This is a genomic window from Lonsdalea quercina subsp. quercina, from assembly GCF_000688655.1.
Lineage (GTDB): Bacteria > Pseudomonadota > Gammaproteobacteria > Enterobacterales > Enterobacteriaceae > Lonsdalea > Lonsdalea quercina.
In genome coordinates this window covers 1-11,886 of sequence record NZ_JIBO01000020.1, presented here as the reverse complement: position 1 = coordinate 11,886, position 11,886 = coordinate 1, and the positions used below count along the sequence as shown (strand labels likewise).

13 protein-coding genes are annotated in these 11,886 nt (G+C 53.3%); 11 read left to right on the top strand and 2 right to left on the bottom strand.

What is annotated here, in order from left to right; all coding sequences use genetic code 11:
• Nucleotides 1-54 precede the first annotated feature (54 nt).
• Nucleotides 55-1,422: an ethanolamine permease gene (gene eat / locus RZ35_RS16020; RefSeq protein ID WP_026744212.1), complete on the bottom strand. Its 1,368-nt coding sequence runs from the start codon at nucleotides 1,420-1,422 to the stop codon at nucleotides 55-57.
• A gap of 299 nt (nucleotides 1,423-1,721) precedes the next feature.
• Here eat and RZ35_RS16015 point away from each other — a divergent pair, with 299 nt between their 5' ends.
• Together RZ35_RS16015 and qhpR are read left to right on the top strand one after the other, a co-directional pair.
• Nucleotides 1,722-2,735, top strand: a complete 1,014-nt coding sequence (locus RZ35_RS16015; RefSeq protein ID WP_026744211.1) for a phosphotransferase enzyme family protein — start codon at nucleotides 1,722-1,724, stop codon at nucleotides 2,733-2,735.
• Between the two features lie 210 nt (nucleotides 2,736-2,945).
• Nucleotides 2,946-3,989 (top strand): AraC-like transcriptional regulator QhpR, encoded by a 1,044-nt coding sequence (gene qhpR, locus RZ35_RS16010; protein ID WP_026744210.1) that lies wholly within the window; start codon nucleotides 2,946-2,948, stop codon nucleotides 3,987-3,989.
• A gap of 21 nt (nucleotides 3,990-4,010) precedes the next feature.
• Here qhpR and RZ35_RS16005 read toward each other — a convergent pair whose 3' ends face one another.
• Nucleotides 4,011-4,229, bottom strand: a complete 219-nt coding sequence (locus RZ35_RS16005; RefSeq protein ID WP_026744209.1) for a SlyX family protein — start codon at nucleotides 4,227-4,229, stop codon at nucleotides 4,011-4,013.
• A 216-nt stretch (nucleotides 4,230-4,445) separates the two neighbouring features.
• Between RZ35_RS16005 and fkpA the strand changes: the two genes are divergently transcribed.
• From fkpA to tuf, 9 genes are all read left to right on the top strand, one after another.
• The gene (gene fkpA / locus RZ35_RS16000) at nucleotides 4,446-5,282 is read left to right on the top strand and encodes an FKBP-type peptidyl-prolyl cis-trans isomerase (RefSeq protein ID WP_026744208.1); all 837 of its coding nucleotides are present in this window, start codon (nucleotides 4,446-4,448) and stop codon (nucleotides 5,280-5,282) included.
• A gap of 534 nt (nucleotides 5,283-5,816) precedes the next feature.
• Nucleotides 5,817-6,539: a helix-turn-helix transcriptional regulator gene (locus RZ35_RS15995; RefSeq protein ID WP_026744207.1), complete on the top strand. Its 723-nt coding sequence runs from the start codon at nucleotides 5,817-5,819 to the stop codon at nucleotides 6,537-6,539.
• A complete protein-coding gene (tusD, locus tag RZ35_RS15990) occupies nucleotides 6,539-6,928 on the top strand; it encodes a sulfurtransferase complex subunit TusD (RefSeq protein WP_026744206.1) in 390 nt (129 codons plus the stop codon). Before RZ35_RS15995 ends, tusD begins: the two co-directional genes overlap by 1 nt.
• Nucleotides 6,929-6,942: 14 nt before the next feature.
• A complete protein-coding gene (gene tusC / locus RZ35_RS15985; RefSeq protein WP_026744205.1) occupies nucleotides 6,943-7,302 on the top strand; it encodes a sulfurtransferase complex subunit TusC in 360 nt (119 codons plus the stop codon).
• Between the two features lie 10 nt (nucleotides 7,303-7,312).
• Nucleotides 7,313-7,600, top strand: coding sequence for a sulfurtransferase complex subunit TusB (gene tusB, locus RZ35_RS15980; protein ID WP_026744204.1), 288 nt, complete (start codon nucleotides 7,313-7,315; stop codon nucleotides 7,598-7,600).
• A gap of 129 nt (nucleotides 7,601-7,729) precedes the next feature.
• Nucleotides 7,730-8,104, top strand: a complete 375-nt coding sequence (gene rpsL, locus RZ35_RS15975) for a 30S ribosomal protein S12 (RefSeq protein ID WP_021013355.1) — start codon at nucleotides 7,730-7,732, stop codon at nucleotides 8,102-8,104.
• Nucleotides 8,105-8,200: 96 nt separating this feature from the next.
• Nucleotides 8,201-8,671, top strand: coding sequence for a 30S ribosomal protein S7 (gene rpsG, locus RZ35_RS15970; RefSeq protein ID WP_009111198.1), 471 nt, complete (start codon nucleotides 8,201-8,203; stop codon nucleotides 8,669-8,671).
• A 95-nt stretch (nucleotides 8,672-8,766) separates the two neighbouring features.
• Complete coding sequence (gene fusA, locus RZ35_RS15965; RefSeq protein WP_026744203.1) at nucleotides 8,767-10,875, top strand: elongation factor G; 2,109 nt, start codon at nucleotides 8,767-8,769, stop codon at nucleotides 10,873-10,875.
• Nucleotides 10,876-10,943: 68 nt separating this feature from the next.
• Nucleotides 10,944-11,886, top strand: a 943-nt coding sequence (gene tuf / locus RZ35_RS15960) for an elongation factor Tu (RefSeq protein WP_026744202.1), incomplete at its 3' end; no start/stop codon positions are given.

Genomic DNA, 11,886 nt, shown 5'->3' with positions numbered 1-11,886 from the left:
TGCAGGCCGGGTTTTTTTACGTCTGATGTTTTTGAAGGCAGTCAGGCTGCAAAATCACTCTTTTCCCATCAGCATGTCATCCTGCGGCGCATTAAATCGTTGGGCCTTAGTCAGCAGGAAGTAGATGTAGGCCGCGGCCATCAGCGCAATGAACAGGGTGCCGATGAGGGGGTTGAACCACAGCATCGCCAACAGGCATAAACAGGCCAGCACCAGGGCAATCGCCGGAATCACCGGGTAGCCGGGCGCCAGGTAGGTCCGTTCCAGCTCGGGTGCGCTTCGACGCAGACGGAACAGGCTTAACATACTCATGATATACATCACGATAGCCCCGAAGACGGCCATGGTGATCATGGCGGCGGTTAGGCTCATTCCCTGGAGGTTGATCCAGCCGTCGCTGAAGATAGCGGCAACCCCGATAACGCCGCCGGTGAGGATTGCTCGGTGAGGCGTTCTGAAGCGAGATAGCTTGGCCAGCCCGCTCGGCAGATAGCCTGCTCTGGCGAGGGCGAAGAACTGCCGGGAATAGCCAAGAATGATGCCGTGGAAGCTGGCTATCAGCCCGAACAGCCCGATCCAGACCAGCATGTGCATCCACCCGGAATTGGCGCCTACCACGGCTTTCATCGCCTGCGGCAGCGGATCATTAATGTTGGAGAGCGTTCGCCAATCGCCCACGCCTCCCGCCAGCAACATCACGCCTAGCGCCAACAGCACCAGCGTCATAATGCCGGTGATATAGGCTTTGGGAATGGTCCGCTTCGGATCTTTGGCTTCCTCCGCCGCCATTGCCGCGCCCTCTATCGCCAGGAAGAACCAGATAGCGAAGGGAATGGCCGCGAAGATGCCGGATAGGGCAGGCAACCCGAAGCTATCGCTACCGGCCCAGCCGTTGGCGACAAAGCGGCTGAAGCTGAAACCGGGGGCGACGACGCCCATAAACACCAGCAGTTCGAACACCGCCAGCAGGGTGACGCAAAGTTCGAACATCGCGGCGAGTTTCACACCCAGAATATTCAGCCCCATAAAGACCAGATAGGCGCCTGTCGCGGCATAGCGCGGATCCAGATCGGGGAACTGCACGTTCAGGTACGCGCCGATCGCCATCGAGATAGCGGGAGGCGCAAAAACGAATTCGATGAGCGTGGCCATGCCTGCGATCAGTCCCCCGGTTTCGCCGAAAGCACGACGGCTGTAGGCGAAAGGGCCGCCCGCATGAGGTATGGCGGTGGTCAGCTCGGTGAAACTGAAGATGAAACAGGTATACATGGCGGCGATTATGAGGGTCGTGACCAAAAAACCGAGCGTACCTGCGACGCCCCAGCCGTAGCTCCAGCCAAAATACTCGCCGGAAATGACCAGACCGACGGCGATCCCCCAAAGATGCAGGGCCCCCAACGTGGGTTTCAACTGCATTGTCATGACGTTATCCCCTCTAAAGTATGGATGAAACCAACCGCATTTTTATTGGTACAACAGTTGGTTATGGAGTCTAAGGGCGTTTTCTGCGGTAGGGCTGCATCCGCTCGATGATGACGCCGTTATGGGCGCGGATACTTGACACTAACGAGGTGTTTTTTGCGCTCTGGAGTCAAAGAAGAAAAGGAGAGAGGGCAAGGTGTCGTCTGCGGTCAACTTTTACTGCCTTTACGTCAAGCATCGGAATGGCCGTCATTACATGCTGAGGGTCTGTAAGCCACTTCCCTTGATGAGATCTTACGATGGCAGAACAATACGATACGCTTGACGACATCACGATGAACCGGTTGGCGGAGCGAGCGATGGGCCGCTACTCTGCCGAGCTTCAGGGAACGCTGACGCTGTTGTGTCGTTCGGAAAATGCGACCTATCGGCTGGATGCCGACGGAAAACGCTATGCCATGCGCATTCNCCGGCCCGGCTATCACCATCGCGACGACATTTATGGCGAACTGAGCTGGCTGGCTGAATTGCGTCAGGAAGGCATCATCGTGCCGGAACCGCTGGTGGGGCGGGATGGAAGGGCGGTGCAGACCGTGTCGTTGGGCGACGGCGTGGAACGCAACGTCGTGCTCTTTCACTGGATAGAGGGCGAGATGCCGACGACCGATGTGGATGGCGTGGCCTTTGAGCAATTGGGTCGGATCACCGCCCGGCTGCATCAGCACAGCCGCCGTTGGCAGCCCCCTGCTGGCTTTCGTCGTATCGTGTGGGATCACGATACGATGGTCGGTCCGAACGCGCACTGGGGGCGCTGGCAGGATGCGCCCTACCTTTCTCCGTCCGACCATCCGGTTATCGAAGAAACGATAAAGCGGGTGAGCGCGGCGCTGGCCGACTACGGTAAATCATCCCAGCGCTACGGATTGATCCATGCGGACCTGCGTTTGACGAATCTCTTGCTGCTGCGCGGAGAAACTCGGGTGATTGATTTCGATGACTGCGGTTTGGGCTGGTATCTGCACGATCTCGCGGCGGCCATCAGCTTTGTGGAGCATCATCCGCGTGCGCCTGAATGGGTAGCGGGGTGGTTGAGGGGCTATCAACAGATCTGTCCCCTGAGCGACGCCGACTTAGCGGTGATCCCTTCGCTAATTGTGCAGCGGCGCATCCAGATGACGGCCTGGATTGGTTCCCATCAGCAAACGGAACAGGCCAAAAGCATGGGGGAACGTTGGTGCCCCGATACCGTCAGGCTGTGTCGACTTTATCTGGTGGGCGCACTACCGGTGGGCGCTACATCCGCGTCGTCCTGAAATTTTTGCACCATCGCAACGCACTGCTGTACCGCGGCAGTGCTTTTTTTGATTTTTGCCGGCGCGTCTTCCTCCGTATTCTTCGGCCTTCCAAATTTATCCCACGGTTTTCCCGGTTAACGGTCTAATGCCGTCAACCGGGGCCATCCGCTGGTATGGAAATTGCTTTTTCTGTTCGATTTGGCGTCTTGTATGACAGAGGGGGAAATTATGGGANCACCGTCATTTCGGCTTCCTCCGCCGGTGGGAATTCCGCTCGGCCACCGGGGCGTACTGGCAGCAGCGGCTTCAGGCTTGGGTCAATTCATCGGAGATAATGGCGGCGATGCCGATCGCATTCTCGGCATTAGCGGTATTGATCCGGAGCTGTTGGCCTGTCCAACGCTCAGTGTCGGGTTGGTCAACTACTGTCGCGTATTGGAAGAGGCGGCGCGTTACTCCGACTGCACCAATTTTGGTCTGCATTACGGCAGGCAATTCAAACCGCAGGCGCTCGGGTTGATAGGCTATGTTGGGTTATGCAGTGCCACCCTCGAGCAGGCATTGCATAACGTTGCCCATGCTTTTCCATTTCATCAGCACGATACGCTGGTTCGCCTGGTTGATAAGGGCGAGTGCTGGCGTTTCGACTATCAGGTGCGTCATGGCGCGATCCTACACTGCCGGCAGGATGCCGAGCTGACGTTGGGGATGATTCTGAACCTTGTGCGCCACGCCGCAGGCAAGCACTGGGCGCCGCGGGAGGTGCATTTCGAACATCCTCGGCCGGAACAGTGGCATGAGCACTGCAAAGTATTTGATGCGCCGGTCTACTTCGATCAGCCGTTCAACTCGTTGTTGATTCCCAAGCGCGATTTGCTCAAAGCCATGCCGGAACACGATCCATTGCTGCTGCTGGTGATACAGGATTCGCTGCGGCAGTTGAACAGCGACGTGCAGCACCAGAGCGTGGTGGATATGGCGCGCGCCCAGCTGCGCCAAGTGCTTTCACAGGGAGAACCTTCGCTGGACGAGGTGGCGGAGAATATTGGTTTGTCGAGCTGGTCGCTGCAGCGGAGATTGAAGGATGTGGGCATCAACTTCACTCAATTGGTGGAAAAGGTGCGCCGTGAAATGGCGACGCACTATTTGCAGCAGCGGCAGCTCTCAATTTCTGAAATGGCTTTTTTACTGGGGTNCTCGGAGGTGAGTGCGTTTTCCCGCGCATTTCGCCGTTGGTTTGGTATCAGTCCGCGCCAGTGGCGTAAGGCTTAGCACGACGGCTGAACGATGTATTTAGTAGTGCGGCGGCGGCGTTTCTTCAGACTGCGAGGCAATCAGGGACGGCGCCGTCGCCTTCAGTTTATCCNCCAGCAAGTGCAGTTGTTCACGCACTCTGGCCATCTCCAGTTCATGCTGGACCACGGTTTGGTTCAACTCCTCAATCGTTATCTCCTGAAACGCGATGCGGCTTTCCAGTAGTTCAAGGCGCTGTTCGAGTAATTGCTGCGACATGTGACTTCCTCCCAGACGGTCAGCGGTAGAGTTTGTCAGAAAGCGGAAACTTCTGGTAGTAAAAATGGTCGGAGTAGGGCGCAATGAGCGCCATAAGGGAATTTTATCGAAGATAGGGGTGTGTTCGTTGTAATGTCTCCGTACACACAGCTATAGTAGTTTCGACTTTTTAAATGATTACCGGGACCTACGGGGTCTCGGATGCTGGAGAGATGGATGAAATCACTGTTTAAAGTAACGCTGCTAGCGACCACAATGACACTGGCTTTGAATACCGGAGCAATGGCCGCGGAGACAGCAAAAGCGTCCGATAGCAGCTCGACAAGTACGACAACAGCAAAATTCAACAATGATGAACAGGCTGCGGCATACGCGTTGGGCGCCTCTCTGGGGCGTTACATGGATAATTCTCTGAAAGAGCAAGAAAAACTGGGCATCAAGCTGGATAAAGAACAGCTGATCCAAGGCGTGCAGGACGCGTTTGCGGACAAGAGCAAACTGTCTGATGAAGAAATCGAAAAAACGCTGCAGTCATTTGAAGGTCGAGTGAAAGAAGCGGCCAAAACCAAAATGAAGCAGGATGCGAAAGAGAACGCGGATAAAGGCACCAAGTACCGCGATACCTTCGCCAAAGAAAAAGGCGTGAAGAAAACCAACTCCGGCCTGCTTTACCAGGTAGGCAAGGAAGGGACTGGTGCCGTGCCGAAAGACAGCGATACCGTGGTGGTGAACTACAAAGGTACGTTGGTTGATGGCACTGAGTTTGATAACTCCTACAAACGCGGTGAACCTCTTTCTTTCCGTCTGGACGGCGTCATTCCGGGTTGGACCGAAGGTCTGAAACACGTGAAGAAAGGCGGCAAGATTAAAATGGTCATCCCGCCGGCCCTGGCTTACGGTGAAACGGGCGTACCGGGCATTCCTGCTAACTCGACGTTGGTGTTCGACGTAGAGCTGCTGGATATTAAATCTGAAGCGGAAGCGAAAGCGGCTGATGCTGCAAAAGCTGAAAAACCAGCCGACGAGAAAGCCGCTCAGCCAAGCGCTAAGTAATACAGCGCTTTGCCACGAAGAACCGCAGGTCATCCTGCGGTTTTTTTGTGTGTGAACATAGCGCCTTTAGGTGCTAAGGCTTGGGTGCCTTTAAATCCCACCTCGCGAGTTCATGACGTAGACATGACGATAAGCGTTTGTCGCTGATAGCGAATTTCAATAAGCAGAAGCAAACTATCGCCCGCGTACATGGTGATATCAGGTACCGGAATAGTCCGCACTATCGTGTTTTATCTTCCGTCATCGGATTGGGGCACCGTGTCGTACCTCAACGATCTTTCTCCTCCGTGTGATAAAGGCGGCAAAAACCTTCGCAGACGTTATACTGCTCCAGCGCGGCAGCCAATCCCAAGCTGATCCTCCCGTTCCTTTTTGGGGCGAAAAAATGCTGATGAATGCAGGCATCATGGAGGTCTCATCGCATCAGCCTTTCGATATGACGCCGCGAATTTCAGGGACGAGAGAGAGGAGTTTTGTTAGACTATCCCTCCTGTCAATACGATCAATTGAATGACATTGAAGGTGGTGTTTGCCATGTCTAGTTCGCTTCTTTCAGCAGAGTCGAATGAGCTTGATTTGCTGGATGAACGTCCGTTTTCCCAAACGGATTACGAAATCCTGAAGTCGTATGAAGCCGTCGTTGATGGTTTAGCGATGCTAATCGGTGAACACTGCGAAGTCGTGCTGCATTCGCTGGAAAATTTAAAATGTTCCGCGGTACGTATCGCGAACGGCGAGCATACCGGGCGTAAAATCGGTTCGCCTATCACCGATATGGCGCTACGGATGGTGCATGATATGGCCGGTGAAGACAGCAGCGTGTCGCAGGTGTATTTCACGCGCGCCAAAAGCGGTATGCTGATGAAGTCAATCATCATCGCTATTCGTAACCGTGAGCAGCGAGTGATTGGTCTGCTGTGTATGAACATGAATCTGGACGTGCCGTTCTCGCAAATCATGCAAACATTTATGCCGCCTGAGATTAAAGCGGTGGCATCTTCCGTTAACTTTGCGTCTTCAGTGGAAGATTTGGTCACGCAAACGCTGGAGTTCACCATCGAAGAGGTGAACAGCGATCGCAATGTGTCCAATAACGCCAAGAACCGGCAGATTGTGCTTAACCTGTATGAGAAAGGGATTTTCGATATTAAGGACGCCATCAACCAGGTCGCCGATCGGTTGAATATCTCCAAGCACACCGTGTATCTCTATATTCGCCAGTTCAAAAACGGCGACCTCTGCGGGCACGATCGTTAATGTTGGAATACTGTCTGCTGGTCACCGGACCGGCATATGGAACCCAGCAGTCCAGCAGCGCACTCCAGTTTGCGCAGACGCTGCTGGCTGCAGGTTATCGCCTTCAAAGCGTATTTTTTTATCGGGAAGGCGTACTCAATGCGAACCAGTTGACCTCCCCGGCCAACGACGAATTCGATATCGTGCGGGCCTGGCAACATTTGCATGAGGAGCATCAGGTCGCGTTGAATGTCTGCGTCGCGGCTGCGCTACGCCGCGGCGTCACCGATAGCGAACAGGCGGCTCAGCTAAAACTGGACGGCGCGAACCTGCAGCCCGGGTTCAGTTTGAGCGGTTTGGGCGAACTGGCTCAATCCGTACTGACCTGCGACAGGGTCGTGCAATTTTAACGCGGACTCATACTATGAAACGTGTCGCTTTTGTATTTACCCATTCCCCACACGGCAGCGCTTCTGGTAGAGAAGGGCTGGATGCGCTTTTGGCGATGTCGGCATTGACGGAAGATATTGGCGTGTTTTTCCTCTCGGACGGCGTTTTTCAGCTTCTGCCAGGGCAACAGCCGGACGTTATTCTCATGCGCGACTACATCGCGACTTTTGGCGTCCTGCCACTATACGATATCGACCAATGTTATGTTTGCGAGCGGTCATTGCAGCAGCGTGGCATTTCAAAAGACACCCAGTGGGTTCTACCGGTCGAAATACAGCCTTCGGAATTACTGTCCCAGACATTGAAAACCTACGATACCGTCCTTACCTTTTAGTGAGACATTTATGCTGCATACGCTTTCTCGCTCTCCCTACCAGATCGATATAGATGCCATGTTGCGCAACGTCGGAAGCGAAGATGCCATTCTTCTATTTCAGGATGGGGTGACGGCGGCGCAGGCTGGTGCTGCGATGCTGGTGCCGATACTGGCAGTGGGCGTGCCCGTTTATGCCCTAAAAGAAGATGTCGCAGCGCGGGGAATGACTGCTCAAATTTCGAGCAATGTGGCGCTGGTTGGCTATAATGAATTTGTGAAACTCACGGCCCAGCATTCCGGACAGATGGCCTGGTAGCGGTATTTTTGTATATTTCTTGACTCCTCATCCGGGCAGCCCTAAAATTCTGCGTCCTTATACTTTGCCTTGTGCGAGTACGAGACGATTTATTACGTGTTTACGAAGCAAAACCCAGGAGCTTTTTGAATGGCAACAATTAACCAGCTGGTACGCAAGCCGCGCGCACTGAAGGTTGCTAAAAGCAACGTTCCAGCGCTGGAAGCATGCCCGCAGAAACGTGGCGTATGTACTCGTGTATATACTACCACCCCGAAAAAACCGAACTCCGCACTGCGTAAAGTTTGCCGTGTTCGTCTGACTAACGGTTTTGAAGTGACCTCCTATATTGGTGGTGAAGGTCATAACCTGCAGGAGCACTCCGTGATCCTGATCCGCGGCGGTCGTGTTAAAGACTTGCCGGGTGTGCGTTACCACACCGTTCGTGGCGCGCTGGACTGCTCAGGTGTTAAAGACCGTAAGCAATCCCGTTCCAAATACGGCGTGAAGAAGCCAAAGGCTTAATGGTTCTCCGTTAAGTAAGGCCAAACGTTTTAACTTTAATGTCAAACTAAACTCGTAGAGTTTTGGACAATCCTGAATTAACAACGGAGTATTTCCATGCCACGTCGTCGCGTCATTGGTCAGCGTAAAATTCTGCCGGATCCTAAGTTCGGATCTGAATTACTGGCCAAATTTGTAAATATCCTGATGGTAGATGGTAAAAAATCTACTGCAGAAGCAATCGTCTATACCGCGCTGGAGACCCTGGCTCAGCGTTCTGGTAAAGACCACCTGGAAGCCTTTGAAGTAGCTCTGGACAACGTGCGTCCGACTGTCGAAGTTAAGTCTCGCCGTGTTGGTGGTTCTACTTATCAGGTACCAGTTGAAGTACGTCCGGTTCGTCGTAATGCCCTGGCAATGCGTTGGATCGTAGAAGCTGCTCGTAAACGCGGTGATAAATCCATGGCTTTGCGCCTGGCGAACGAACTTTCCGATGCAGCAGAAAACAAAGGCACTGCTGTTAAAAAACGTGAAGACGTTCACCGTATGGCTGAAGCCAACAAGGCGTTCGCTCACTACCGCTGGTAATACCGGCGTAGATGTTAATAACCCAGCGGGCGCCTCAAAGGCCAACCCGTTTGGGTTTTTTACTACTTTGAACGCCCTAGGAATAGAGGAAACAAATGGCTCGTACAACACCCATTGCACGCTACCGTAATATCGGTATCAGTGCACACATCGACGCCGGTAAGACCACCACCACTGAACGTATTCTGTTCTACACTGGTGTGAATCACAAAATCGGTGAAGTTCATGACGGCGCTGCCACCATGGACTGGATGGCGCAGGAGCAGGAGCGTGGTATCACCATCACCTCCGCGGCGACGACTGCCTTCTGGTCTGGCATGGCCAAGCAGTATGAACCACATCGCATCAACATCATCGACACCCCGGGGCACGTTGACTTCACCATCGAAGTTGAACGTTCCATGCGTGTACTGGATGGCGCGGTAATGGTTTACTGTGCGGTAGGTGGTGTTCAGCCGCAGTCTGAAACCGTATGGCGTCAGGCTAACAAATATCATGTTCCGCGCATCGCGTTCGTTAACAAAATGGACCGTATGGGCGCGAACTTCCTGAAAGTGGTAAACCAGATCAAAACCCGTCTGGGTGCGAATCCGGTTCCACTTCAGCTGGCTATCGGTGCTGAAGAGCACTTCACTGGTGTTGTTGACCTGGTGAAAATGAAAGCCATCAACTGGAATGAAGCTGACCACGGTATCACCTTCGACTACGAAGAAATTCCAGCTGATATGCAGGAACTGGCTCAGGAATGGCACCAGAACCTGATCGAGTCTGCTGCTGAAGCTTCCGAAGAGCTGATGGATAAATATCTCGGCGGTGAAGAACTGACCGAAGAAGAAATCAAGCAAGCACTGCGTCAGCGCGTTCTGAATAACGAAATCATTCTGGTTACCTGTGGTTCTGCGTTTAAGAACAAGGGCGTTCAGGCAATGCTGGATGCGGTTATTGATTACCTGCCGGCACCGACGGAAGTTCCGCCGATTAGCGGTATTCTGGACGATGGTAAAGACACTCCGGCTGTGCGTCATTCCGATGACAAAGAACCGTTTGCTGCCTTGGCGTTCAAAATCGCTACCGACCCGTTTGTTGGTAACCTGACGTTCTTCCGCGTGTACTCCGGTGTGGTTAACTCTGGTGATACCGTGCTGAACTCAGTGAAATCAGCTCGCGAGCGTTTTGGTCGTATCGTACAGATGCACGCTAACAAGCGTGAAGAGATCAAAGAAGTTCGTGCAGGNGATATCGCCGCTGCTATCGGTCTTAAAGACGTGACTACCGGTGATACGCTGTGTGATCCTGATCACGCGATCATCCTGGAACGTATGGAGTTCCCGGAACCGGTTATCTCTATCGCCGTAGAACCGAAAACCAAAGCTGACCAGGAAAAAATGGGTCTGGCTCTGGGCCGTCTGGCGAAAGAAGACCCGTCATTCCGCGTATGGACTGACGAAGAGTCAAACCAGACCATCATCGCTGGTATGGGTGAGCTGCACCTTGAAATCATCGTTGACCGTATGCGTCGCGAATTCAACGTGGAAGCCAACATCGGTAAACCGCAGGTTGCTTACCGTGAAACCATCCGTGACACCGTTAAGGATGTTGAAGGTAAACATGCTAAACAGTCCGGTGGTCGTGGTCAGTATGGTCATGTCGTAATCGATATGATGCCGCTGGAGCCAGGTGGTGAAGGATACGAATTTGTTAACGAAATTAAAGGTGGTGTGATTCCAGGTGAATACATCCCGGCCGTTGACAAAGGTATTCAGGAACAGCTGAAAGCGGGTCCGATGGCGGGTTACCCTGTTGTGGATATCAAAGTGCGTCTGCACTTCGGTTCTTACCATGACGTCGACTCCTCTGAACTGGCCTTTAAACTGGCTGCTTCTATCGCGTTTAAAGAAGCATTTAAACGTGCGAAGCCTGTCCTGCTTGAGCCGGTCATGAAGGTTGAAGTAGAAACGCCGGAAGACTACATGGGTGATGTGATCGGTGACCTTAACCGTCGTCGTGGTATCATCGAAGGTATGGAAGACACCGCTACTGGTAAGACTATCCGTGCCCAGGTTCCGTTGTCAGAAATGTTTGGTTATGCTACTGACCTGCGTTCGCAGACTCAGGGTCGTGCTTCTTACTCCATGGAGTTCCTGAAGTACGCTGAAGCACCGAACAACGTTGCCCAGACTGTTATCGAAGCCCGTGGTAAATAATCCGGGTTTAACATATTGATCCCGTGCTCTCTCCGTGAGGAGGGGGCATTCGAGTAAGGAATAACGCCGTGTCTAAAGAAAAATTTGAACGTACAAAACCCCATCTCAACGTTGGTACTATCGGCCACGTTGACCATGGTAAAACTACTCTGACCGCTGCTATCACTACCGTACTGGCGAAAGTCTACGGTGGTGCTGCTCGCGCATTCGACCAGATCGATAACGCGCCGGAAGAAAAAGCACGTGGTATCACCATCAACACGTCTCACGTTGAATACGATACCCCGACTCGCCACTACGCGCACGTTGACTGCCCAGGGCATGCCGACTACGTGAAAAACATGATCACCGGTGCTGCCCAGATGGACGGCGCGATCCTGGTCGTTGCAGCGACTGACGGCCCGATGCCGCAGACTCGTGAGCACATCCTGCTGGGTCGTCAGGTAGGCGTTCCGTTCATCATCGTGTTCCTGAACAAATGCGACATGGTTGATGACGAAGAACTGCTGGAACTGGTTGAAATGGAAGTTCGCGAGCTGCTGTCTCAGTACGACTTCCCGGGCGACGATACTCCGGTAATCCGTGGTTCTGCTCTGAAAGCGCTGGAAGGCGAAGCTGAGTGGGAAGCGAAGATTGTAGAACTGGCCGAAGCACTGGACAGCTACATCCCGGAACCAGAACGTGCTATCGACAAGCCGTTCCTGCTGCCGATCGAAGACGTATTCTCTATCTCCGGCCGTGGTACTGTAGTGACCGGTCGTGTAGAGCGCGGCATCATCAAAGTGGGTGAAGAAGTTGAAATCGTGGGTATCAAAGACACGACTAAAACGACTTGTACCGGCGTTGAAATGTTCCGCAAACTGCTGGACGAAGGCCGTGCGGGTGAGAACGTTGGTGTTCTGCTTCGTGGTACTAAGCGTGACGAAGTTGAACGTGGTCAGGTACTGGCTAAACCGGGTTCAATCAAGTCGCACACCCAGTTCGAATCAGAAGTTTATATTCTGAGCAAAG